This is a genomic window from Streptomyces sp. NBC_01689, assembly GCF_036250675.1.
Classification (GTDB): Bacteria; Actinomycetota; Actinomycetes; order Streptomycetales; family Streptomycetaceae; genus Streptomyces.
In genome coordinates, this window is the sequence record NZ_CP109592.1 from 3,359,465 (window position 1) to 3,383,052 (window position 23,588).

Genomic DNA, 23,588 nt, shown 5'->3' on the forward strand with positions numbered 1-23,588 from the left:
AGCGATGACGCGAGGTCACCGACCCATGAACAGACAAGATCAGCTCACCGGAGGACGTCCGCGTCTCAGGCTCCTCGCCGCCGCGGGCGCCGCCGCCCTCACCCTCACCGCGGGTCTCGCGAGCCCGCTCAACCCGGCCCCGCAGCAGGCCCGGGCGGAGGAGGGCAAGAACGTCCTCACCGTGGCGGTCGCGCAGAGCGTCGACTCGCTCAGCCCGTTCCTGGCGTCGCGCCTGGTCAGTACGAGCATCCACCGGCTGATGTACGAGTACCTGACCAACTACGACCCGACGGACAACCACGCGATCCCGGGTCTCGCGACCAAGTGGACGCCGTCCGCGGACAAACTCACCTGGACCTACACGATCCGTTCGAACTCCAAGTGGTCGGACGGCAAGCAGGCCACCGCCGAGGACGCGGCGTGGACCTTCACCAAGATGATGACCGACCCGAACGCGGCCACCGCGAACGGCAGTTTCGTCGGGAACTTCAAGAAGGTCACGGCCCCGAGTCCGACCAAGCTGGTCATCGAGCTGAAGAAGCCGCAGGCCACCATGGCCGCCCTCGACGTCCCGATCGTGCCCCGGCACATCTGGGAGAAGGTCGGGGACTTCTCCAAGTTCAACAACGACAAGAGCTTCCCGATCGTCGGCAACGGACCGTTCGTCCTGACGGACTACAAGCCGGACAGCTATGTGCGGCTGAAGCCCAACAAGACCTTCTGGCGGGGCGCGCCCAAGTTCGACGAGCTGGTGTTCAAGTACTACAAGGACGGTGACGCGGCCGTCGCGGCCCTGCAGAAGGGCGAGGTGTCGTTCGTCTCCGGTCTGACACCCGCGCAGTCCGCGGCCCTCCAGGGCCAGTCGAACATCAAGGTCAACGACGCGCCCGGCCGCCGTTTCTACGCCCTCGCCACCAACCCCGGCGCCCAGGCCGCGAACGGGGACCACTTCGGCGACGGGGCGAAGTCCCTGCTCGACCAGCGGGTGCGCCAGGCGCTGTTCATGGCGATCGACCGGAGCGCCCTGGTCGACAAGGTCTTCCAGGGTCACGCCGTCGAGGGCGCCGGATACATCCCGCCGCGCTTCTCCACGTACTACTGGAAGCCGTCGGCGAGCCAGAACCTCGGCTACGACCCGGCGAAGGCGGCCCAACTCCTCGACGAGGCAGGGTACAAGAAGAACGGTGACGGCAAGCGCACCGAGAAGAACGGCAAGCCGATCAACTACCGGCTGCTGTGCCACGCCACCGACCCGAACGACAAGGCGGTCGGACAGTACGTGAAGGAGTGGTTCGGCAAGCTGGGCATCGGGGTCACCCTGAACTGCCTGGACAACGTGACGGATCCGTGGCTCGCGGGCAAGTACGACCTGGCCTTCGACGGCTGGTCCGTCAACCCGGATCCCGACTTCGTCCTGTCGATCCACACCTGCGCGGCGCTGCCCGCCACCCCCAAGGACACGGGCGCGACGGACAACTTCATCTGCGACAAGAAGTTCGACGACCTGTACGGCCGGCAGCTCGCCGAGTACGACACCGCCAAGCGGGCGGAGATCGTCAAGCAGATGGAGTCGCGGCTGTACGACACCGGGTACATGAACGTCATGGCGTACCCGAACGCCGTGGAGGCCTACCGCACCGACCAGATCAAGTCGATCGAGACGATGCCGAAGGCGGCCGGGAACATCTACGGCCAGGACGGCTACTGGAGCTGGTGGTCGGCGGTTCCGGCGGGCTCCGCCGGTGCGTCCTCCGACGGTTCGGGCTCGACGGGCGTCATCATCGGCATCGTCGCGGGCGTGGTCGTCCTCGTGGGCGCCGGGGCGTTCTTCGCGATCCGTCGCCGCACCACGGCCGAGGACCGCGAATAGCGCGCTCCACGCCCTCCGGGGCACTCCATGGACGTACGAGCGAATGAGTAGTTCATGACCGCTGAGGCAACACCCTCGCTGGTCGAGGCGACCGACGGTCCGGCCGACGCCGGGCCGTCGGTCCGCGGGCCAAGGGCGCGCACCACGACCGCGTATCTGCGCTATGTGGCGGGCAAGTTGGGCGGCGCGGCCGTCTCGCTGCTCGCCGTCCTCGTCACCAGTTTCTTCCTCTTCCGGCTCATCCCCGGCGACCCGGTCAAGTACATGACCGGCGGCCGTCAGGTCTCGGCCGAACAACTGGCGCACTACCGGAAGGAGTTCGGGCTCGACCTGCCGCTCTGGGAGCAGTTCACGGACTACTGCGGCAAGGCGCTCACCGGCGACCTGGGTACCTCGTACCAGTTCCGGACCCCCGTCATCGACAAGATCACCGAGGCGCTGCCGAACACCCTGCTCCTGACGGTCACCGCGTTCGTCCTCTACACCGCGCTCGGTATCTTCCTCGGCACCCGCTCCGCCTGGCGCAACGGCGGGACGAGCGACCGCCTCAACACCGGTCTCGCGCTGACGCTGTACTCGATCCCGTCCTTCTGGCTCGGACTGCTGCTCATCATCGTCCTCTCGGTGGGCATGGGCCCGGTCCCCGGCCTGTTCCCGACCGGCGGCATGGAGTCGGGGGGCAAGGAGGGCTTCGCGTACGTCCTCGACGTCGCCCACCACCTGGTCCTGCCGGTGGTGACCCTGGTCGCCGTCGAGTACGGGCAGACCCTGCTGGTCACCCGCTCGGCGCTGCTGGACGAGATGGGCAGCGACTATCTGACCACGGCACGGGCCAAGGGCCTGCGCGACGATCTCGTACGGCGCCGCCATGCCGTGCCCAACGCACTGCTGCCGACGGTCACGCTGATCTTCATCAACCTCGGCCGGACGGTCGCGGGTGTGATCCTCGTCGAGACCGTCTTCTCCTGGCCGGGCCTCGGCGGCCTGTTCTACCAGGCGCTCAGCGTGCCCGATCTGCCGCTGGTCCAGGGGCTGTTCTTCGTCTTCGCGGCGGCCGTGATCGTGATGAACACACTGGCCGACCTGATCTATCCGCTGCTGGACCCACGGGTGGGCCGATGACCACGACCGAGTCGGACGGGCCGATGACAACCGAATCCACGGCGGCCGAACCGGCCGTCACCGCGGGCGCGAAGAGTTCCCGCACCCTCGCCAGGCAGCGCCGCCGCGCCTCCGCCGCCCGCTTCTGGCGGCAGTACCGCACCCACCGGGCGGGCGTCCTCGGACTCGCCGCGCTCGTCCTCTTCGCCCTCATCGCCCTGACGGCTCCGCTGACCGTCGGCTCCGACGTGCAGAGCGTGACCGACGCGCCGGGCCGGCCGATGGAGAGCCCGAGCGCGCAATTCCCCCTGGGAACGGACCAGTTCGGACGCAACCTGCTGGGCCTCGTGGTGTGGGGCGCCCGGGTCTCCCTGCTGGTCGGACTGCTCGCGGCCGTACTCTCGGTCGCGATCGGCGCCGTCATCGGGATCACCGCGGGTCACTTCCGCGGCTGGTACGCGACCGTACTGATGCGGATCACCGACTGGTTCCTGGTGATGCCGACGCTGGTCCTCGCGATCGCCCTGGCGACCGTGATGACCCGCTCGATCGGCACGATCATCCTGGCGATCGGTGTCACCACCTGGCCCACGACGGCCCGGCTGGTCCGCGCGCAGACCCTCGCGGTCGAGTCGCGGCCCTACATCGAACGGGCCAAGGCGCTCGGCGGCGGGCACTGGCACATCATGTCGCGGCACGTGCTGCCCAATGTGATGCCGCTGGTACTGGCGCAGACGACCCTGATCATCTCCTCGGCCATCCTCGCCGAGGCGACGCTCGCCTTCCTCGGTCTGGGCGATCCCACGATCGTGTCCTGGGGCGGGCTGCTCCAAGACGCCCGGGAGGCGGGCGCCGTCAGCGCCGGGAAGTGGTGGTACCTGGTACCGCCGGGAATCGCGATCGCGGTGGTCGCGCTCGCGTTCACCCTGTGCGGACGCGCGGTCGAATCCGTCCTCAACCCGAAGCTGGGGGCCACCCGTTGAGCACTCCGATGAACACATCCGCCCGGCAGCCCCTGCTGGAGGTCAGGAACCTCGAGGTGACGTACGCGGGCGGGGCGGCCGCCGTGCGCGGGGTGAACCTCTCCCTCGACGCGGGGCAGAAGCTCGGTGTCGCGGGCGAGTCGGGCTGCGGCAAGTCCACGCTGGCCCTCGCGATGCTGAGGCTGCTGCCCGCGGGCACCCGCACGAGCGGGGAGATCCTGCTCGACGGCGAGGACGTGCTGTCGATGAAATGGGGCCGGGTGCGGGCGGTCCGCTGGGCGGGCGCCTCCATCGTCTTCCAGGGAGCGATGCACTCGCTGAACCCGGTCCACCGCATCGGCGACCAGATCGCCGAGCCGATCCTGCTCCACCGGAAGGCGACCCCGGCGGGGGCCCGGCAGAAGACCGGCGAACTCCTGGAACAGGTCGGGCTGCCCGCCGCCCGCGCGGACGCCTACCCGCACGAGCTCTCCGGCGGACAGCGCCAGCGCGTGATGATCGCCATGGCACTGGCCTGCGACCCCCGGCTCGTCATCGCCGACGAACCGACCACGGCGCTCGACGTGATGATCCAGGCACAGATCCTCCGCCTGATCGAACAGCTCGTGAGCGAACAGGAGCTGGGCCTTCTCATGATCAGCCACGACCTCGCGGTCCTGGCCGACACCTGCGACCGGCTCGCGGTGATGTACGCGGGCCGGGTCGTCGAGGAGGGGCCCGCCCGGCAGGTGTACGACCACGCGCGGCATCCCTACGGCAAGGCGCTGTCCGCGGCCTTCCCGCGCATCGGGGACAGCGCCTCGCGGTTCGCGCCGCGCGGACTGCCCGGCGACCCCCCGGACCCGTCCGCGCTGCCCTCCGGCTGCACGTTCCACCCCCGGTGCCCGGTGGCGCTGGACGTGTGCGCCGAACAGGACCAGGAGCTGCGGGGCGCTGGTACGGGACGGTGGGCGGCCTGCGTGCACATGGACACGGACACGGCCGCGGGAGCGGCAGAGTCAGTCAGGAGCACGTCATGACGAACCCGCCCGCGCCGTCGTCCCCCGCCCCGGCCGCGGCACAGGGGACCGCGCCCGCGCCGCCGCTGCTCAGCGCCGAGGGGCTGCACGTCTCGTTCCCCGGACGGCACGGCGCCGCTCGTGCCCGGGCCGTCGACGGCGTCGACCTCGACATCCGCCGCGGCGAGATCGTCGCGCTGGTCGGCGAGTCCGGCTGCGGCAAGACGACGCTCGCCCGTTCCCTGCTCGGTCTCGTCCCGCCCACCGGTGGTCGCGTCACCTTCGACGGCCGACCGCTCGACTACTCCTCGCGGGCCCTGAAGGCCTACCGCAAGCGGGTCCAACTGGTGCTCCAGGATCCGAGCGGCTCGCTCAACCCGCGGCACACCGTGTACGACGCGGTGGCCGAGGGGCTGCGCATCCACGGGTACGGGGGCGACGAACGGGCGGCCGTCGCGGAGGCGCTGTCACGGGCCGGTCTGCGTCCTCCGGAGCGTTTCTTCCTGCGCTACCCGCACGAACTGTCCGGGGGCCAGCGTCAGCGCGTCGTGATCGCGGGCGCGCTGGTCCTGGAGCCCGAACTCATCGTCGCCGACGAGCCGGTGGCCTCCCTCGACGCGTCGGTACGGGGCGAGATCCTCGCGCTGCTGCTGCGGCTGCGCGCCGAACTCGGCCTGTCCGCTCTGGTGGTCACGCACGACCTCGGGCTGGCGTGGAACATCGCCGACCGGGTCGCGGTGATGTACCTGGGCCGGATCGTCGAGACCGGGGAGGTGGCCGAGGTCCTGACGGCACCCCGGCACCCGTACACCCAGGCCCTGTTGTCCGTCCTCCCGGAGGCCCCGGGCGCCCCGGTCGTCCTCACCGGCGAACCCCCGGACCCCTCCCGCATCCCCTCGGGCTGCCGCTTCCATGCGCGCTGCCAGATCCTGGCGGGCGGGGAGGCCGAACGCGCGGGAGTCGCGGACGCCTGCCGCGGCCGGGACCTGCCGGTACTGGGCGGCGGCGCGGAGGCACAGGTGGCATGCCACTGGGCGGAGGCGCGGGCCGGTACGTGAGCGAGGGGCGGGCGCCCTGCAGGTGAGGGGCGCCCGACGAGGAAGTGGCGGGCGCCCACGGCCGGGACACGCCCGTCGGTGGGAAGCGCCGGCCTGCCGGTGGGAGGTGGCGGGCCCGACGGTGAAGGCGGCCCCTCGCCCCGCCGGTGCGACGCGAGCCCCGGGCCTCGGGTGAGAGCCGCACGGGTGCCCGCGGCGGCCCGCGGACGAAGCGACGGCCACACCCCGTTGCACGGGGCCGCGGCCCGTGGAGCCCGATAGACAGCGGTGGCCGGCGCCCGGAGGCGCCGGCCACACGGCTGTGAGCCGGACGGCTACGGCGCCCCGTGCGCCTCGATCAGTTCCCGGGACCGCTTCACATCGTCGGCGATGGCCTCCAGCAGCGCCTCGATCGAGTCGAACCGGGCCTGGCCGCGGACGAAGGCGAGGAAGTCGACGGCGACGTGCAGGCCGTACAGGTCGAGGCCGACGCGGTCGATGGCGTACGCCTCCACCGTCCGCTCGGTCCCGTCGAACTGCGGGTTCGTACCGACGGAGATCGCCGCCGGCATCGCCTCGCCGCCCACGTGCAGCCAGCCGGCGTAGACGCCGTCGGCGGGGATGGCGGTGTGCGGCAGCGTCTCGACGTTGGCCGTCGGGAAGCCGAGCTCGCGGCCGCGCTGGGCACCGCGGACCACGATGCCCTCGACGCGGTGGGGACGGCCCAGGATCTCCCGCGCGCCCTCCACGTCGCCCTCGGCGACCAGCCGCCGGGTCATGGTCGAGGAGAACGGCTCACCACCGCCGGCCGCCCCGCTCACGTACAGCTCCACCACCTCGACCTCGAAGTCGTACGTCTCGCCCTGCTCACGCAGGAAGTCGACGTTGCCCGCGGCCTTGTGGCCGAAACGGAAGTTCGGGCCCTCCACCACGGCCTTCGCGTGCAACTTGTCGACCAGCACCTTCACCACGAAGTCGGCGGGCGACAGCTTCGAGAACTCGGTGGTGAAGGGGAGGATCAGCAGCGCGTCCACGCCCAGCTCGGCCATCAGTTCGGCACGACGGTGGTGCGGGGCGAGCAGCGGCGGGTGGCTGCCCGGTCGGACGACCTCGCTCGGATGCGGGTCGAAGGTGACGACGACGGAGGGAACACCCAGCTCCCGGGCCCGGTCCACCGCATGCCTGATGATCAGCTGGTGTCCGCGGTGCACCCCGTCGTAGGAACCGATGGTGACGACGCTGCGCCCCCAGTCCTGGGGGATGTCCTCCAAGCCACGCCAGCGCTGCACTGTGACCGCTCCTTGTCGAACCCGTGTCCGTGATTGCCTCATTCGCAGCTCTAAGGGTGCCATGCCGCGTGCTCCCGGTTCGCATCGGCATCGAGCTGTGACGCGGAGCACGAGAACCTGACCAAGGCCTGACTCAGGCGGGGACCCGCACCCCGGCCAGATTCCCGACCATGCGGCGGGTGCTCGGGCCGACCACACCGGCCCACTCCTCGGGGGCGTCGGAGAGCCAGCGGGCCACCGCGGCCGCGAATCCCGGCACCCCGCGCGCCAGCTCGACGAGGCCCCGGTCGAAGCCGGTGGCTCCGGCGGGGGTGCGCACCATCAGCCGGCCCGTCCGGTGCACCAGCTCCCGGGTGGGTTCCTCACCCCGGCGGGCCAGGTCCTCCGCCGCGGCCCGCAGCAGGGCGCCGAGAACGGCCGGGTCGCGCTCGTGCGCGAGCAGCAGATCCAGCAGTTCACGCCGCAGCTCGTGGGAGGCGCGGCCGCCCGGGGCGGCCAGTACGGTCGCGAGAGCGGCCCGCACCGAGCCGGCGCAGCCGATCAGTACCCCTGTGACCAGCGGGAAGAGTGCCGTGCGGGCCGCGGGCCCGTGCGTGAGACGACGGTCGACGTAGACGGCCAGGTGAGCGGCGGCTTCCGGGCGCAGCTCCACCATCTCCCTGACGAGCGCGGCGACACGGTGGGCGAGCGCGGGGGTGGTCACGTCGGCGAGTGTGCGCAGCGCCTCGGCCGGGTCCGCGCCGGGCTGCCGCAGCCGGTCCCGGAACGCGGCGATCACCGGGGCGGGGTGGGTGGCGAGGGCGGGGACCAGGGCGGTGGCGGGCAGCTGGGGGTCGCCCGCGGCGAACCTCCCCAGCGCCCGCGGGAGATACGCGGCCCGGCTCCGCGGGTCCCGGACGAGCAGGCCGAGTGCTCCGCCGTGCAGGGTGCAGTCGGTGGGGCGGGCCAGCAGGGCGAGTGCCGCGTAGCGCAGCAGGGCGCGGTCGGCCTCGGTGCGTACGTGCGGTGCGGCGCGCAGGCCGTACGCCACCGCCGCGACCCGCCGGGCCGGGCGCGGGTCGTGGGCCCACCGGTCGACGGCCCGGCACACCGCCGACGGTTCCTCCTCGGCGAGGGCGGCGAGCAGCTCGTCGGCCCGGTGGTGCGCGCTGTCCACCAGGGCCTCGGCCAGATCGTCAAGGGCGCGCCGCCGGTGTGCGTAGAGCAGTGCCTGCGCCGCGGTGGCCACGGTCGCGTCGGGTGTCGCGGGCAGCGGGCGGTCGTCGTCGAACCAGGTGACGAGGTGGGCGGCCGTACCGGCGGGGTCGGCGGCGAGGAGCCGGGCCACGGCGTCCAGGTAGCGGGGGGCGCGGGTGCCGTCCGGGGTCCGGCCGCCGGCCGGAGCGACCTCACAGGGCGCCGTCTCGCGGGGACCCGGCGCGCCCGGAATCGTGCCGCGCCGCGCCCCGTCGGGCGACGCGGGGGCGTCGGGTGCCGTCGCGTCGTCGGTGGCAGTGGACGTGCTGTCCCGCGCCGGGTCGTACGGGCCCGTCCGGCAGGGCGCCGTGTCCGCGACGACCAGGCTCCTGAGCAGGCCCAACCGCTCCGTCCCCGGCAGCGGCAGCGCCTCCCAGAAGGCGGGCCCGAACTCCGCCGGAACAGCCCGGCCGTCGGCCCGCCAGCGCACGATGTGCTCCGCGAGCAGCGTGAGGACCTCGGTGCACGGGGTCGTGTCGGGCAGCCGCAGCACGACGTCGCCGATGAGACGCGTGGCCCACCAGGCGGGGTCCTCCAGCGGGACAGAATCGTCCGGCAGCAGGTCGTCCAGGGCGTGGACCAGTGCTTCGAGTCGAGGGGTCAACGCCGCCACGCCCTGTTGACGGGCCAGGAGGAGCAGGGCTTCGACGACCGGTCCGACGCGGTGCCGGGGGACGGGCAGCAGCGGCGCACCGGTGCGGACGGCGGACCGGGAGCCGCGGGACCTGCGGCGGCGCGAAGCACCCGGCCCGGCCACCGTCCCGCGCCCGGTCGCCGGTCCCGGTCCGGACGGCGACGGCCTCCGCTGGGCGGGTACCCGCTCGGACTCCGTCCCGGGCGGGGCCTGCGCCTGCGCGCGGGGCCCGTCGGCCGGGACCGTTTCACGGCTCCGGTGGACCAAAGCGTGCAGGGCCGTGTCCAGGTCCAGGTGGGTGCCCTGGATCCAGTCGGCGAGCTCCTCGTGCGCGAAGCGGTACCCGTCGCCCGCGGGGACCAGGAGGCCTTCGGTGAGGACGGCGGAGGCCCAGCCGGCCGTCCGGTCGGAACGCCGCCCCGGAGCGGGACCCCACGGGAAGACGGCTTCGAAGGACTCGCGGTCCAGCTGGCCCTGCCCGGGTCCCAGACAGCGCCGCGCGGCCTCGTGCACCCGGCCGGACACCCGGGCGGCGAGGCGGCGCACGGCGTTGCCGCGCAGCCCGTTGGCCGCCGCGAGCCGGACCGCGACGCGCAGGCACATCAGGTCCAGATGGGCGCCGAGGACCTCGTGCCGGTCGAGCCGCACGGCCGGGGCGTCCGGCAGCGCGGCCCGCACCTCGGCCAGCAGACGCAGGGTCAGCGGGTGCCGTGCGTCGGCGGCCCCGAGCGTGCCCTCCGGGATCCCGGCCCGCGTCCCGATCCGGCCCGCCTCCTCCGCGGTGAGATCACCGAGCCGGACGCACGGCGGCAGTGGCGGCTCCGGCACGGCTCCGGCGGCCCGGTGCAGGAGCTCCGCGGGGACGTACGCGCCCGCCTGCTCCCAGTACTCGGGCCGGCAGGCGACGACGAGCCGCGCCCCGGTCTCCCCCAGCCACGCGGCGGTCCCCGCGGTCCAGCCGGACAGCCGGTGGGCGAGGGCCGGCGGCATCTCCTCGGGGCCGTCGAGCAGGATCAGGAGCGGACGTCCGGCGTCCCGCGCGAGCGAGGCGAGGCGCTCCGGGCCGATGTCGCCCAGCTCACCGCCGTACCCGCCGGGCGGCAGCACCTCCGAGTCTCCGGGCGCCCCCGCGCGCGAGGCCGCCACGATCCGGCCCGCCCGCTCCAGGGTCCGTGCCGCCGCGTCGGCGACGGAGGTGTCCGTGTCGAGCAGGTCGGCTCCCCGCAGCCAGAGCGTGGGGGCCGGGGCGGGGCCGCCGGTGCGGCGGGCGGCGAGGGCCGCGAGTTCCGTCGTACGTCCGCTCCCGGGAGCGCCGACCAGCCCGAGCACGACGGCCGATCCGCTCACGAAGGCCTCGAACTCCCGCACCACGGCGGTCCGTTCGACGACGGTGGGCGATTCCTCGCCGGCGCCGGACGGGGGCACCGCGCCCGGTCCGTCCGAGCCGACCGAGGTCGCCGTGAGTTCCAGCACCCCGGCCGGATTGAGATCGACGCCGTACGCGGGCACGGTCGCGGCGTTGCGGTCCAGCAGCGTGGCGAGCGGTCCCCGTACGCCGGGGGTGCGCAGGGGTACGGCGAACCGGGCCGCCGGCCGCTCTCCGTGCAGGGCGGTGCCCACGACCCCGATCACCGCCCCGGTCGACAGGTCCAGCACCGGGCCCCCGGCCGCTCCGCCGCCCAGCCGGAGCGCGTCCGCGCCCGCCGTGCCGATCGCGAGTTCCAGCGCCTCGCCGAGCGGGTGGAGACGGTCGGTGGCCGTGTAGGTCACCGCGGTGGTGCCGAGGACCCGCGCCTCGCGCCAGCCGCCCGCGGCGATCCGGACGTACGCGCCGGTCCCGACCCTGTCCCGCACGGTGACGGGGAGCGGTTCGAGGTCGAGACCCTCGGTGCGGACCAGCGCCAGACCGGCGGCGGGCAGGGGGGTGACGGCGTCGGCTTCCACCACGCAGCCGCGGTCGCCCGGGGCGCTGAGCACGAGGCGGGCCAGACCGTCCACGGCCTCGTGGCTGGTGATCACCGTGCCGTGGTGATCGGCGACGAAGCCGGTGCCGCGCGGGCGTCCGGCCAGGTCGCGGATGTGCACCACGCCCGCGTCCGCCGCGTGGTCGTCGGCGACCGGGGGACACTCGTCCCCGGTCCGCGGGCCTCGTCCCGGCATGTCCGAACCTCCCCGCAGCGCTCCGTTCCTCCGACGGTAGGCGCGCGGTGATCAGCGGGACAGATCGCGAGGTGAACGCGCCCCCTTCCGCTCCCTCGGTTCACTCCGAGCGCCTGCCCGATGGGGTGAACAGGGCGGGGCGGATGGATACACCCTTGGAGGGGGGAACCGAGGGGGGACCCTGGAGCGGCGGGCGCGAAGCCCCGTGACCGCCGCTCCACGGGCGGACGAGGACCGTAGGGCCTCAGCCGAACACGGCGAGGCTCTTGGCCTTGCCCTTCTGCTCCTCCACCAGCGCGAGGAACTGCCCGGCCGGGTCGAAGACGGCCACGGCGCCCGCCCCCGCGTACTCCTCCGGGATCTCCAGGCGCACGCCGTTGAGCAGCAGCCGCGCCCGCCGGTCGTCCACGTCCCAGCGCGGGAACGCGGCCGTGGCGGCCTCCGCGATCGGCATCACGGTCAGCTCCTCCTGGAGCTGGTCGAGGGTGCGCGCGCAGTCCAGCTTGTACGGGCCGACACGGGTGCGGCGCAGGGCCGTGAGATGGCCGCCCACGCCCAGGTCCGCGCCCAGGTCGCGGGCGAGCGCCCGGATGTACGTCCCGGACGAGCAGACCACGGAGACGACCAGGTCCAGGACGGGCGTGCCGTCCTCGGCCACGGCGTCCCGGACGTCGTACACGGTGAACGAGGAGATCGTCACCGGACGGGCCGGGATCTCGAAGTCCTCGCCCTCGCGGGCCCGCTTGTAGGACCGCACGCCGTCGATCTTGATGGCGCTGACCTTGGACGGCACCTGCATGATGGCGCCCGTGAGCTTGGCGATCCCGGCGTCCACGGCCTCCCGGGTCACCCGGGACGCGTCGGTGGACGAGGTGAGGTCGCCCTCGGCGTCGTCCGTCAGCGTGTTCTGGCCGAGCCGGATCGTGCCGAGGTACTCCTTCTCGGTGAGCGCGAGGTGACCGAGGAGCTTGGTCGCCTTCTCGACACCGAGGACGAGCACGCCCGTCGCCATGGGGTCGAGGGTGCCGGCGTGGCCGACGCGGCGGGTCTTCGCGATGCCCCGCATCTTGGCGACCACGTCGTGCGAAGTGAAGCCCGACGGCTTGTCCACGATGACAAGCCCGTCGGGCGTCCGGAGCTTCTGGGTCATTCGGCGGCGTCGTCCTCGTCCTCGTCGCCCGGCTTCCGGTACGGGTCCGCGTCACCGGCGAAGGCGGCTCCCGCCGAGACCTCACGCACCTTGGCGTCGGAGGCCCGTGCCTTGTCGAGCAGGTCCTCGATGGTCTTGGCGGTGTCCGGCAGGGCGTCCGCGACGAAGGTCAGGGTCGGGGTGAACTTCACGCCCGCCGCCGCGCCGACCGCGGAGCGGAGCACGCCCTTGGCGCTCTCCAGGCCCGCGGCCGCGGCCGCGCGCTCCTCGTCGTCCCCGTACACCGTGTAGAAGACGGTCGCCTCCCGGAGGTCCCCGGTGACCCGGGTGTCCGTGATGGTGACGTGGGTGCCGAGCCGCGGGTCCTTGATCCCGCGCTGCAGCTTCTGGGCCACGACCTCTCGGATGAGGTCCGCCAGCCTCTTGGCACGCGCGTTGTCGGCCACTGGTCCGTCTCCTTCTTCGCCTTGCTTGTTCCGTCAGTCTTCGTCTGTGTGGAGCCTGCGCCGTACCGACAGCAGCTCCACCTCCGGCCGTGCGGCGACGAACCGTTCGCACCGGTCCAGTACGTCGGTGAGGTGCTCGGTGTCTCCGGAGACCACCGCGAGCCCGATCCCGGCCCGGCGGTGAAGGTCCTGGTTGTCCGTCTCCGCCACGCTGACCGCGTACTTCCGCCGGAGTTCGGCGACGATCGGGCGGACGAGAGAGCGCTTCTCCTTGAGCGAGTGGACATCGCCGAGAAGCAGATCGAAGGACAGCGTCCCCACATACATGTGTCACCGGATGTCCCGCCGGTCCGGGATAGACGGCCTGCCCATCGCACGTGGCAGGAACATCTGAACCGTACAACGAACGGGTGGAATGCTCGCCGGGGTTTTTCGCCCCCGCGTCCTGCCGGGACCCCGCCCCGGACCCGCGGGTCCGTTCCCCGGCCGCGGGCCGGTGGGGCCGGTCGCGCGGCTCCCCGCGCCCCGGAAGGAGCGCGGGGAACCGCGTGATCCTGGAAACGGCAAGCCGGCCGACGGTGATCTCTCACCGCCGGCCAGCTCAGGCCGCAGTCCTACGAGCGCGGCTTCTCGCGCATCTCGTACGTCGCGATGACGTCGTCGACCTTGATGTCGTTGAAGTTTCCGAGGTTGATACCGCCCTCGAAGCCTTCGCGGATCTCGGTGACGTCGTCCTTGAAGCGACGCAGCCCGGAGATGTTGAGGTTCTCCGCGATGACCTTGCCGTCGCGGACGAGGCGCGCCTTGGTGTTGCGCTTGACCTCGCCCGAGCGGACCAGGACACCGGCGATGTTGCCCAGCTTGGACGACTTGAAGACCTCGCGGATCTCCGCCGTGCCGAGCTCGACCTCCTCGTACTCCGGCTTGAGCATGCCCTTGAGGGCCGCCTCGATCTCCTCGATGGCCTGGTAGATCACCGAGTAGTACCGGACGTCGACGCCCTCGCGCTCCGCCATCTGCGCCGCGCGGCCCGCAGCGCGGACGTTGAAGCCGATGACGATGGCGTCGGAGCCGGTCGCCAGGTTGATGTCGGACTCGGTGACCGCACCCACACCGCGGTGCAGGACACGGATGTCGACCTCGTCGCCGACGTCGAGCTGGAGCAGCGAGGACTCGAGAGCCTCCACCGAACCGGACGCGTCGCCCTTGATGATGAGGTTGAGTTCCTGCACCAGACCGGCCTTGAGGGCCTCGTCCAGGTTCTCCAGGGAGAACCGGACACCCCGGCGGGCGAAGTTGGCGTTGCGCTCGCGCGCCGCGCGCTTCTCGGCGATCTGACGCGCCGTGCGGTCCTCGTCGACGACCAGGAAGTTGTCGCCGGCGCCCGGGACGTTGGTGAGACCGAGGACGAGGACCGGAGTCGAGGGACCCGCCTCTTCCACGTTCTCGCCCTTGTCGTCGAGCATCGCGCGGACACGGCCGTACGCGTCGCCGACCACCATGGTGTCGCCGACCCGCAGGGTGCCTCGCTGGACCAGGACGGTCGCGACGGCGCCGCGGCCGCGGTCGAGGTGGGACTCGATCGCAATACCCTGCGCGTCCTGCTCCGGGTTGGCCCGCAGGTCGAGCGAGGCGTCCGCGGTCAGGACCACGGCCTCCAGCAGCTGGTCGATGTTCAGACCCTGCTTGGCGGAGATGTCGACGAACATGGTGTCGCCGCCGTACTCCTCGGCCACCAGACCGAACTCGGTGAGCTGACCGCGCACCTTCGTCGGGTCGGCACCCTCGACGTCGATCTTGTTGACCGCGACCACGATCGGCACGTCGGCCGCCTTGGCGTGGTTCAGCGCCTCGATCGTCTGGGGCATCACACCGTCGTTGGCCGCCACCACGAGGATCGCGATGTCGGTCGACTTCGCACCACGGGCACGCATGGCGGTGAACGCCTCGTGACCCGGGGTGTCGATGAAGGTGATCTTGCGCTCTTCTTCGTTGACCTCGGTCGTGACCTGGTACGCGCCGATGTGCTGCGTGATACCGCCGGCCTCGCCCGCGACGACGTTCGTCTTGCGGATGGTGTCGAGCAGTCGGGTCTTACCGTGGTCGACGTGACCCATGACGGTCACGACCGGCGGACGCGCGACGAGGAACTCCTCGCCACCCTCGTCCTCACCGAACTCGATGTCGAAGGACTCGAGCAGCTCGCGGTCCTCCTCCTCGGGGCTGACGATCTCGAGGACGAAGTTCATCTCGTCCGCGAGCAGCTTCAGCGTCTCGTCGGAGACGGACTGCGTGGCCGTGACCATCTCGCCGAGGTTCATCATCACGCCGACGAGGGACGCCGGGTTGGCGCCGATCTTCTCGGCGAAGTCGGTGAGGGACGCACCGCGCGACAGGCGGACGGACTGTCCGTTGCCGCGAGGCAGCATCACACCGCCGACCGACGGGGCCTGCATGGCCTCGTACTCCTGGCGCCTCTGCCGCTTCGACTTGCGACCACGACGCGCCGGACCGCCGGGACGGCCGAACGCACCCTGCGTGCCACCACGGCCACCGGGACCACCCGGACGACCGCCGAAGCCGGGACGGCCACCGCCGCCACCACCGGGACCACCCGGACGGCCGGCGAAACCGCCGCCACCGCCACCGGGACCACCGGGACGGCCGGCGAAACCGCCACCGCCGCCGCCACCCGGACGGCCGGCGAAGCCGCCGCCACCCGGACGACCGCCGCCGCCACCGGGACCGCCGGGACGACCGCCGCCACCGGGACCGCGGCCACCGGGGCCACCGCCGCCGGGACGCGGGCCCGCGGCCGGACGCTGCGGCATCATGCCGGGGTTCGGACGGTTGCCGCCGGGGGCACCGCCGGGACGCGGGGCCTGCGGACGCGGCATGCCGCCGGGGGTCGGACGGGCACCGCCCGGACCGCCCTGCGGACGCGGAGCGCCGCCGGGACCGCCCTGGGGACGGGGACCACGGTCCTGGCCGCCCGCGCCCTGCGGACGCGGACCACCGGGAGCACCGGCGCCGCCGGGACGCGGGGCACCACCGGGACGGGGCGCCTGCGGGCGCGCCATGCCGGTGGAGCCGCCGGAGGTGAAGGGGTTGTTGCCCGGACGGGGACCGGCCGGACGGGCGCCCGGACGCGGGGACTGGCCGCCGGGACGCGGGGCGCCCTGACGGTCGCCGCGCTCGGGACGGTCGCCACGGCCCTGGCCACCCTGGCCGGGACCACCGGCGGGACGGGCACCCGGACGCGGGGCCTGGCCACCGGGACGCGGGGCGGAACCCGGACGGGGACCCGCGGCCGGAGCCGAGGGAGCCGACGGGGGCGCGGTGAACTCGGGCGCGGCCGGCGCCGGGGCCGCCGGAGCGGGCCTCGGAGCGGGCTTGGGACCCGGAGTCGGACGCGGACCCGGCGCGGCCGGGGTGACCGGCGCGGCCGCGGGCCGCTCGGAGACGGCCGGCTTCGGGGCCGGCGGCCGCGGGGCGGCCGGACGGGCCGCCTGCGCGGGAGAGGGGGCTGCCGGCCTCGCCGGGGCAGCCTTGCGTGCGGCGGGCTTGCCGCCGCCGTTGCCCTGCTGGAGGGCGTCGGTCAGCTTGCGTACTACGGGCGCCTCGATCGTCGACGACGCCGAACGGACGAATTCACCGAGCTCCTGGAGCTTGGCCATGACGACCTTGCTCTCAACCCCGAACTCCTTGGCGAGTTCGTATACCCGGACCTTAGCCACTTCGCTCCTTTTAGGTCCGGGTTGCGTCCGGACCGTCGCTACTTCATGGGCGTACTCATCGCGTGCTCATCGAGTGCTCATCGCAATCTCGACCTACTTCCAACTCGCGGGGTACCAGGGCCGTACGGGGGTTCCGCACGACACGTCTTACGGTGTTGCCTGCTCGACGCGGAGGCGCAACGCCGCCGTGTCGAGCGCTCCCGGGGCACGCAGCGCCCGTGGGAACGCCCGGCGGCGTACCGCCAGGTCCAGACAGACCAGGGCGGGGTGTACGTACGCACCCCGGCCGGGCAGCGTACCGCGATGATCGGGGACGCATTCGCCCTCGATCGCCACGACCCGCAGCAGATCAGTCCTGGCCGCTCGCTCCCGGCACCCCACACAGGTGCGTTCAGGGCATGCGCGGGCTCGCGTCCGGCCAGACACTCTTAAGTCTACCTCTCCGCACCGACCTCACCCCTTTGGGGCAAGATTCGAACAGTTGCTGCGCAGATAACTGTCGTGATCCAAGCCACTCGCGGTCTGGATCTATTCCCCGTCCCGGTCCCCGCGCCGCTCGGCGGGCTGCTCCGAGGACTGCTCGGTGTCCGGACGGATGTCGATCCGCCAGCCGGTGAGGCGGGCCGCGAGGCGGGCGTTCTGGCCCTCCTTGCCGATCGCCAGCGACAGCTGGTAGTCGGGGACCGTCACCCGCGCCGACCGGGCCGCGAGGTCGACGACCTCGACCTTGGACACCCGGGCCGGGGACAGCGCGTTCGCCACCATCTCGGCCGGGTCGTCCGACCAGTCGACGATATCGATCTTCTCGCCGTTCAGCTCGGCCATCACGTTGCGCACCCGGCCGCCCATGGGGCCGATGCAGGCACCCTTGGCGTTCAGGCCCGAACGGGTGGAACGGACGGCGATCTTCGTGCGGTGGCCGGCCTCGCGGGCGATGGCGGAGATCTCGACGGAACCGTCGGCGATCTCCGGCACCTCCAGCGCGAAAAGCTTCTTCACCAGGGCGGGGTGCGTGCGCGACAGGGTCACGGACGGACCGCGCACGCCCTTCGCCACCCGGACGACGTACGAGCGCAGCCGCAGGCCGTGCTGGTAGGTCTCGCCGGGGACCTGCTCCTGCACGGGCAGGATGGCCTCCAGCTTGCCGATGTCGACCAGCACGTTCTTCGGGTCGCGTCCCTGCTGGACCACGCCCGTCACGATGTCGCCCTCACGCCCGGCGTACTCGCCGAGCGTCGCGTCGTCCTCCGCGTCCCGCAGACGCTGCAGGATCACCTGCTTGGCGGTGGTCGCGGCGATCCGGCCGAAGTCCGACGGGGTGTCGTCGAACTCGCGGATCTCCTGCCCCTCCTCCAGGTCCTCGGGGTCCTCCTTCGCCCACACGGTCACATGGCCGGTCTCCCGGTCGAGCTTCACGCGCGCGTGGCGGCGGCTTCCCTCGGTGCGGTGGTAGGCGATGAGGAGGGCCGACTCGATCGCCTCGACCAGCAGGTCGAAGGAGATCTCCTTCTCCCGTACCAAACCCCGCAGGGCACTCATGTCGATGTCCACGGCTACGCCTCCTCTGCGTTCTCTTCGGTCTCTTCGACCTCTACGGTCTCTTCGGTCTTGTCGTTCGCGCTCTTGCGGTTGAACTCGACCTGGACGCGGGCCTTGGCGATGTCCGCGAGGGCGAGCCGACGGGTGGTGGGCCTGCGCCCCTTCACACCCGGCACCTCCAGGTCGAGGGCGTCGTCGTCGGCCTTCAGGATGCGGGCGACGAGCTCGGCGCCGTCTCCGAGCTGGAACTTCACCAGCCGGTCCGTGGCACGTACGTAGTGACGGTGCTCGGTGAGCTCACGCTCGGCACCGGGGGTTCCGACCTCGAGGGTGTACTCGCCCTCGCCCATCGCGTCGCTCTCGTCGAGCTTCGCCGAGAGCGCGCGGCTCACATCGGCGATCTGGTCCAGGTCCGCACCGGCGTCCGAGTCGACGACCACGCGCAGCACCCGCTTGCGTCCGACCGAGTCCACCTCGATCTCCTCGAGGTCCAGTCCCTGGGAGCCGACGAGCGGTTCCAGAAGTTCTCGCAGCCTCTCGCTCTGGGTGGTGCTCATCCGGGTGACTCCTCGGCCGCGTGTGCTGTTGTGGGTTGGTCGCGTCTCTGGTCAAAGGGTATCCGGTCGCAGGGGGTGTTGCCGTCCATCGGGGCGGGCACGGGAGAGCCGCTGGCGGGTGCCGGGTCCCGGCGCGGGTACCGTGATCACGGGCGCGCCGCCCTCCCGTTCGTACGAGCCTTCCGAGGACGTCTGCCGTGTCGTTCACCCCGCCGTCCCGCATCCCGTCGGGTCCGCGCCGAAGGAGCCTGTTCGCGTCGGCCGCGGGCGCCGCCGTGCTTGTGGGCTGTTCCGCCCCTGGACCGTCCTCCCCGGCCGCCGCGGGCCGGAGCCCCTCGGCCGAGGACGCCGCCCGCGCGCGTGCGGCCCGCGACAGCGAGACGCTCGCGGCGCGCTACGCCGCCGTGATCGCCGCCCATCCGCCGCTGGCGGAGCGTCTGGAGCCGCTGCGGACCGAGGTCGTACGGCACGCGCAGGCGTTCGGCGGCGGCGCGCGCCGCCCCTCGGGCCCGCCGTCGGCCTCCCGCTCGGCGGCCTCCTCGTCCGCGTCCGCCGCCTCCTCTCCTTCCGCTACTTCCACTTCTTCCGCTTCTTCCGCCGTTTCGGCCTCCTCCGGGTCCTCGGCGTCGGCCTCGGCCTCGGCTTCGGCGGGTGGCTCGCCCGCCGTACCGGTCCGTGAGAAGGACGCGCTCGCCGACCTCGCGAGCGCCGAACTCGCCCTGGTGGACCGGCGTACGAAAGCCCTGCTGGACGTACCGGGCGAATTGGCGAGGCTGCTGGCCTCGGTGGCGGCGGCCGGGGCGGCCCACGCGTTTCTGCTGACGAAGGAGGCCAAGTGAGCTCGACGGACGCGACGGAACCGGCCGGGGAGACCCCGGGACCCGGTGCGACCGGGAAGGCCGGCGGGAAGGCCGGGACGGCGGAGCTGACGGCCCTGCAGGCCGCCCTGGCCGCCGAGCACGCCGTGGTGTACGGGTACGGCGTCGTCGGTGGCAGGATCGGCGAATCGCGCCGCGGCGAGGCACGCGCGGCCTACGACGCGCACCGCGCGCGCCGCGACGAACTGGCCCGCGCCATAAGGGATCTGGGCGGACAGCCCGCGCCTGCGGCCGCCGCGTACGCGCTGCCCTTCGCGGTCGACGACTCCGGCGCCGCCGTCCGCTTCGCCGCCGAGCTGGAGGAGCGGGTGGCGGGGAGCTACTCCGACCTGGTGCGCGCCGCTTCGGGCGACCGGCGGCGCTCGGCCGCCGAGGCCCTGCGGGAGGCGGCGGTGCGGGGAGTGCGCTGGCGCGGGGAGAGCGTAGCCTTCCCTGGTCTCGCCGAGCGGACGTCCGCCTCGTTCGCGGCGGCGCCCTCGCACACCTGACGCGACTCTCGGAAGGAACCCCTCCCGCATGGACTCCGGCATGGCTTTCGAACCTCCGCAGCGCCTGGTGCGGGCGCTCGGTGAGGCCCAGCGGGGCGGAGCGGACGGGACCAAGGGGGACGATGGCTCGGGCAAGTGGCTGGACGAGCTGGCCGTTGCGGTCGAACAGGCCGTCGGTCTACGCGAGTTGACCGTGGAACGGGTGCAGGCGCCCGGCGGCCGCAGCAGTCTCGTCGTGCTGGTGCGGCAGGCCGACGGGACGCCCGCCGTGCTGAAGCTGGCGCCGGAGCGGGCACGGCCGGAGAGCGAGCGGGCCGCGCTCGCCCACTGGGACGGCCGGGGCGCGGTGCGGCTGCTGCCTCCCGGCGACGAGGGGGACGACGCCCACGGAGTGCTGCTGCTGGAGCGGTTGCGGCCCGATCTGTCGGTGCGTTCGCTGCCGGAGGCGAAGGCGCTGCTGGAGGCGGCCGGTACGCTGCGGCGGCTGTGGGTCGCACCGCCCGACGCGAAGGTGCACGCCTTCGAGACGGTGGCCGAGCGGACCGGGCGGCAGGCCGAGGCGATGCGGGCCGCGGCGGACACCGACGCCGAGGTCGTGGAGCTCGTCGACGCGGCGCTGGCGGCCCGCGCGGAGCTGATCGCCGGGCCGCCCGAGGAACGGCTGCTGCACGGCACCTTCCGGCAGAGCAAGGTGCTCGCCGGGGAGCGCATGCCCTGGCTGGCCGTGGGCCCGGACCCGGTGGTCGGTGAGTGCGCCTTCGATCTGGCGCGGCTGGTCCGCGACCGGGTGGAGGACCTGATCGCCTCGCCCTCGGGGGCCTCGATCACCCGGCGGCGGGTGAAGCGGCTCGCCGAGTCGCTGGAGGTGGACCAGGAGCGGCTGCGCGGCTGGACCCTGTTCCGGGCCGTCGAGTCCGGTGTGCGGGCGCGGAGGGTGGGCCGTCCGCAGGACGCCGAACTGCTGCTGGAGTTCGCCGGCTGGCTCTGAGCGGCGGCGGTCCCGCGGTCCGTTCGCTCCGCCCGTCCGGCCCGTCCGGCCCGTCCCGATGACAGCGCGACGGCCGTGGCCCGGGGCGTGCTGCCCGGGCCACGGCCGTCCCGCCGTCCGTTCCGGTCAGACCGTCAGGCGGGCGATCGCCTCGTCGACGGTCAGTTCCTCGCGCTCGCCGGTGCGGCGGTCCTTGAGCTCCAGGACGCCCTCGGCCGAGCGGCGCCCGGCTACCAGGATCTGCGGTACGCCGATGAGCTCGGCGTCCGTGAACTTCACACCCGGGGAGACACCGGCGCGGTCGTCCACCAGGACCCGTACGCCCGCGGCGCCCAGCTTCTCGGAGACGTCGAGGGCCAGCTCGGTCTGGAGCGCCTTGCCCGCGGCGACGACGTGCACGTCGGCGGGGGCGATCTCCTTCGGCCAGCACAGGCCCTGCTCGTCCGCCGACTGCTCGGCGAGCGCCGCCACCGCGCGCGAGACGCCGATGCCGTACGAGCCCATGGTCACGCGGACCGGCTTGCCCTGCTGGCCGAGCACGTCGAGCTGGAAGGTGTCGGCGTACTTGCGGCCGAGCTGGAAGATGTGGCCGATCTCGATGGCACGGTCCAGCTTGAGGCCGGTGCCGCAGGACGGGCAGGGGTCGCCCTCCTCGACCACGACCACGTCGAGGTAGTCGTCGACCTCGAAGTCCCGGCCCGCGACGACGTTCTTCGCGTGCGTGTCGGCCTTGTTGGCACCGGTGATCCAGGCCGTGCCGGGCGCGACGCGCGGGTCGGCGATGTAGCGGACCTTCTCCAGTCCCTGCGGGCCGACGTAGCCCCGTACGAGGTCGTCGCGGCCCTCGAAGTCCTCGGCCGTGACGAGTTCGACGACGGCGGGGGCGAGGTGCTCGCCCAGCTTGCCGAGGTCCACCTCGCGGTCGCCGGGAACGCCGACGGCCACGATCTCGCCGTCGACCTTGACCAGCAGGTTCTTCAGCGTCGCGGAGGCGGGGACGCCCAGGTGCTCGGCGAGCGACTCGATGGTGGGGGTGTCGGGGGTGTCCAGCTCCTCGACCGGGCCGTGCTCCGCGGAGACCGGCGTGACCTTGAAGGTCACCGCCTCCGTGTTGGCGGCGTAGTCGCAGGCCGGGCAGTCCGCGAAGGTGTCCTCACCGGCCGCGGCGGGAGCGAGGAACTCCTCGGAGGCGGAGCCGCCCATGGCACCCGAGACCGCCGACACGATGCGGTAGTCGAGGCCGAGCCGGGCGAAGATCTTCTGGTACGCGGCGCGGTGCAGCGCGTAGGACTCGGCGAGTCCCTCGTCCGTGGTGTCGAAGGAGTACGAGTCCTTCATCTGGAACTCGCGGCCGCGCAGCACTCCGGAGCGCGGGCGGGCCTCGTCCCGGTACTTGGTCTGGATCTGGTACAGCATGACCGGCAGGTCCTTGTACGAGGACGCCTGGTCCTTGACGAGGAGGGTGAAGATCTCCTCGTGCGTCGGGCCCAGCAAATACTCGCCGCCCTTGCGGTCCCTGAGGCGGAACAGCAGGTCGCCGTACTCCTCCCAGCGGGCCGAGGCCTCGTAGGGCTCCTTGGGCAGCAGGGCCGGCAGCAGGACCTCCTGCGCGCCGATGGCGTCCATCTCCTCACGCACCACCCGGGAGATGTTGTCGAGGACCTTCTTGCCGAGCGGCAGCCAGGTCCAGATGCCCGCGGAGTTGCGGCGCACGTAGCCGGCGCGGACGAGCAGCTTGTGGCTGAGCGTCTCGGCGTCCGCCGGGTCGTCACGCAGTGTCTTGACCATCGAACGGGACATGCGCTGGACCTGGGCCATGGTTCTCGACTCCTGCTGCGTAAGGGTGATGGCAAGGAGGTTAGCCGGGGGGCCGCCGTCCCCGGAAATCCGTTTCGCCCCCGACGCGTCCGTCAGGGGCGCCTCAGCGGCAGCGGCGCGCCCATCACCGCGTACGGTTTCGGCGCGCTCGGGAAGAGGACCTGACGTGCGAGGTCCTCGTAGCCCAGCGAGTGGTAGAGGCCGCGGGCCGGGCTGTCCGTGTCGATGGCCGAGAGGATCGAGCGGGGTTCGTCCGCGCCGTCCGTGATGCCGGTGATCAGGGCGCGGCCCGCGCCGCGGTTCTGGTAGCGCGGGTGGACGTGCAGCTCGGTGATCACGAAGGAGTCGTCGAGCCAGCCGTCGTTGCCCCGCGCCCGCAGATAGGGCTCGACGACGGTGGACCACCAGTGCCCGCGGTCGTTGGGCATGCCGTAGACGAATCCGACGAGCCGTCCGTCGCCGGTGGTGGCGCCCAGCGCGCGGGCTCCCGGACTGGTGAGATGGCGGAGCACGATCTGCCGGCGGACGGCGATCTCGTCCGCGCCCAGCCCGAAGGCGAGCGCCTGGACGGCGAGCGCCTCGTCGACGCGCGCGGCGAGGTCCAGCGGGCCGATGACCACGTCGTCGGGGGTGCGGGGCCCCTGACCGGGAAAGCGCAGCATGCCGGGGAGACTACAGG

The 23,588-nt window shown here is 72.8% G+C and carries 19 protein-coding genes; 8 read left to right on the forward strand and 11 right to left on the reverse strand.

Annotation, left to right across the window (positions count from 1 at the left end; genetic code table 11):
• Positions 1–25 precede the first annotated feature (25 nt).
• The 5 genes from OG776_RS14055 to OG776_RS14075 are packed head-to-tail and all read left to right on the forward strand — an operon-like array spanning position 26 to position 6,010.
• Positions 26–1,870: an ABC transporter substrate-binding protein gene (locus tag OG776_RS14055; RefSeq protein ID WP_329320927.1), complete on the forward strand. Its 1,845-nt coding sequence runs from the start codon at positions 26–28 to the stop codon at positions 1,868–1,870.
• 54 nt (positions 1,871–1,924) lie between these two features.
• Positions 1,925–2,992 (forward strand): ABC transporter permease, encoded by a 1,068-nt coding sequence (locus OG776_RS14060; protein WP_187285714.1) that lies wholly within the window; start codon positions 1,925–1,927, stop codon positions 2,990–2,992.
• 23 nt (positions 2,993–3,015) lie between these two features.
• Complete coding sequence (locus OG776_RS14065; protein ID WP_148010768.1) at positions 3,016–3,954, forward strand: ABC transporter permease; 939 nt, start codon at positions 3,016–3,018, stop codon at positions 3,952–3,954.
• Between the two features lie 8 nt (positions 3,955–3,962).
• Positions 3,963–4,973 carry an ABC transporter ATP-binding protein gene (locus OG776_RS14070; RefSeq protein WP_148010767.1) on the forward strand — a complete coding sequence of 337 codons (1,011 nt, stop codon included), beginning with the start codon at positions 3,963–3,965 and terminating at the stop codon, positions 4,971–4,973.
• Positions 4,970–6,010, forward strand: coding sequence for an ABC transporter ATP-binding protein (locus OG776_RS14075; RefSeq protein ID WP_261994658.1), 1,041 nt, complete (start codon positions 4,970–4,972; stop codon positions 6,008–6,010). The genes OG776_RS14070 and OG776_RS14075 overlap by 4 nt, the downstream gene beginning before the upstream one ends.
• 314 nt (positions 6,011–6,324) lie before the next feature.
• Here OG776_RS14075 and OG776_RS14080 read toward each other — a convergent pair whose 3' ends face one another.
• From OG776_RS14080 to rimP, 9 genes are all read right to left on the reverse strand, one after another.
• On the reverse strand, positions 6,325–7,278 hold the full coding sequence (locus tag OG776_RS14080; RefSeq protein ID WP_148010766.1) for a bifunctional riboflavin kinase/FAD synthetase: 954 nt from the start codon (positions 7,276–7,278) through the stop codon (positions 6,325–6,327).
• Between the two features lie 133 nt (positions 7,279–7,411).
• A complete protein-coding gene (locus OG776_RS14085) occupies positions 7,412–11,308 on the reverse strand; it encodes a trypsin-like peptidase domain-containing protein (RefSeq protein WP_329320932.1) in 3,897 nt (1,298 codons plus the stop codon).
• A gap of 244 nt (positions 11,309–11,552) precedes the next feature.
• Positions 11,553–12,458 (reverse strand): tRNA pseudouridine(55) synthase TruB, encoded by a 906-nt coding sequence (truB, locus tag OG776_RS14090; RefSeq protein ID WP_148010765.1) that lies wholly within the window; start codon positions 12,456–12,458, stop codon positions 11,553–11,555.
• Positions 12,455–12,904 (reverse strand): 30S ribosome-binding factor RbfA, encoded by a 450-nt coding sequence (gene rbfA / locus OG776_RS14095; protein WP_148010764.1) that lies wholly within the window; start codon positions 12,902–12,904, stop codon positions 12,455–12,457. The genes truB and rbfA overlap by 4 nt, the downstream gene beginning before the upstream one ends.
• A gap of 33 nt (positions 12,905–12,937) precedes the next feature.
• Positions 12,938–13,231 carry a DUF503 domain-containing protein gene (locus tag OG776_RS14100; protein ID WP_148010763.1) on the reverse strand — a complete coding sequence of 98 codons (294 nt, stop codon included), beginning with the start codon at positions 13,229–13,231 and terminating at the stop codon, positions 12,938–12,940.
• 287 nt (positions 13,232–13,518) lie between these two features.
• Positions 13,519–16,641, reverse strand: a complete 3,123-nt coding sequence (gene infB / locus OG776_RS14105) for a translation initiation factor IF-2 (protein ID WP_148010762.1) — start codon at positions 16,639–16,641, stop codon at positions 13,519–13,521.
• Positions 16,642–16,788: 147 nt separating this feature from the next.
• A complete protein-coding gene (locus OG776_RS14110; RefSeq protein ID WP_148010761.1) occupies positions 16,789–17,067 on the reverse strand; it encodes a YlxR family protein in 279 nt (92 codons plus the stop codon).
• 102 nt (positions 17,068–17,169) lie between these two features.
• Positions 17,170–18,192: a transcription termination factor NusA gene (nusA, locus tag OG776_RS14115; protein ID WP_148010760.1), complete on the reverse strand. Its 1,023-nt coding sequence runs from the start codon at positions 18,190–18,192 to the stop codon at positions 17,170–17,172.
• Between the two features lie 2 nt (positions 18,193–18,194).
• The gene (gene rimP / locus OG776_RS14120) at positions 18,195–18,737 is read right to left on the reverse strand and encodes a ribosome maturation factor RimP (protein ID WP_148010759.1); all 543 of its coding nucleotides are present in this window, start codon (positions 18,735–18,737) and stop codon (positions 18,195–18,197) included.
• 197 nt (positions 18,738–18,934) lie between these two features.
• On the opposite strand from rimP, the gene OG776_RS14125 reads away from it, so the two are divergent.
• The 3 genes from OG776_RS14125 to OG776_RS14135 all read left to right on the forward strand — a co-directional run bounded on the left by OG776_RS14125 (position 18,935) and on the right by OG776_RS14135 (position 21,091).
• Positions 18,935–19,576, forward strand: a complete 642-nt coding sequence (locus OG776_RS14125) for a hypothetical protein (protein WP_329320939.1) — start codon at positions 18,935–18,937, stop codon at positions 19,574–19,576.
• A gap of 86 nt (positions 19,577–19,662) precedes the next feature.
• Positions 19,663–20,103 (forward strand): ferritin-like domain-containing protein, encoded by a 441-nt coding sequence (locus OG776_RS14130; RefSeq protein WP_261994682.1) that lies wholly within the window; start codon positions 19,663–19,665, stop codon positions 20,101–20,103.
• Positions 20,104–20,143: 40 nt separating this feature from the next.
• On the forward strand, positions 20,144–21,091 hold the full coding sequence (locus OG776_RS14135; RefSeq protein WP_148010756.1) for an aminoglycoside phosphotransferase family protein: 948 nt from the start codon (positions 20,144–20,146) through the stop codon (positions 21,089–21,091).
• A gap of 126 nt (positions 21,092–21,217) precedes the next feature.
• On the opposite strand, the gene OG776_RS14140 is transcribed toward OG776_RS14135, so the two are convergent.
• Positions 21,218–22,909, reverse strand: coding sequence for a proline--tRNA ligase (locus OG776_RS14140; RefSeq protein ID WP_148010755.1), 1,692 nt, complete (start codon positions 22,907–22,909; stop codon positions 21,218–21,220).
• Between the two features lie 92 nt (positions 22,910–23,001).
• The gene (locus OG776_RS14145; RefSeq protein ID WP_148010754.1) at positions 23,002–23,571 is read right to left on the reverse strand and encodes a GNAT family N-acetyltransferase; all 570 of its coding nucleotides are present in this window, start codon (positions 23,569–23,571) and stop codon (positions 23,002–23,004) included.
• Positions 23,572–23,588 lie beyond the last annotated feature (17 nt).

Bases quoted from the DNA above. Each gene is read 5' to 3' on its own strand.
- OG776_RS14075 (WP_261994658.1), top strand. From the start codon at position 4,970: ATGACGAACCCGCCCGCGCCGTCGTCCCCCGCCCCGGCCGCGGCACAG.
- OG776_RS14070 (WP_148010767.1), top strand. From the start codon at position 3,963: ATGAACACATCCGCCCGGCAGCCCCTGCTGGAGGTCAGGAACCTCGAG.
- rimP (WP_148010759.1), bottom strand. From the start codon at position 18,737: ATGAGCACCACCCAGAGCGAGAGGCTGCGAGAACTTCTGGAACCGCTC.
- OG776_RS14140 (WP_148010755.1), bottom strand. From the start codon at position 22,909: ATGGCCCAGGTCCAGCGCATGTCCCGTTCGATGGTCAAGACACTGCGT.
- OG776_RS14100 (WP_148010763.1), bottom strand. From the start codon at position 13,231: ATGTATGTGGGGACGCTGTCCTTCGATCTGCTTCTCGGCGATGTCCAC.
- OG776_RS14135 (WP_148010756.1), top strand. From the start codon at position 20,144: ATGGCTTTCGAACCTCCGCAGCGCCTGGTGCGGGCGCTCGGTGAGGCC.
- truB (WP_148010765.1), bottom strand. From the start codon at position 12,458: ATGACCCAGAAGCTCCGGACGCCCGACGGGCTTGTCATCGTGGACAAG.
- OG776_RS14085 (WP_329320932.1), bottom strand. From the start codon at position 11,308: ATGCCGGGACGAGGCCCGCGGACCGGGGACGAGTGTCCCCCGGTCGCC.
- OG776_RS14055 (WP_329320927.1), top strand. From the start codon at position 26: ATGAACAGACAAGATCAGCTCACCGGAGGACGTCCGCGTCTCAGGCTC.
- OG776_RS14145 (WP_148010754.1), bottom strand. From the start codon at position 23,571: ATGCTGCGCTTTCCCGGTCAGGGGCCCCGCACCCCCGACGACGTGGTC.
- OG776_RS14060 (WP_187285714.1), top strand. From the start codon at position 1,925: ATGACCGCTGAGGCAACACCCTCGCTGGTCGAGGCGACCGACGGTCCG.
- OG776_RS14065 (WP_148010768.1), top strand. From the start codon at position 3,016: ATGACAACCGAATCCACGGCGGCCGAACCGGCCGTCACCGCGGGCGCG.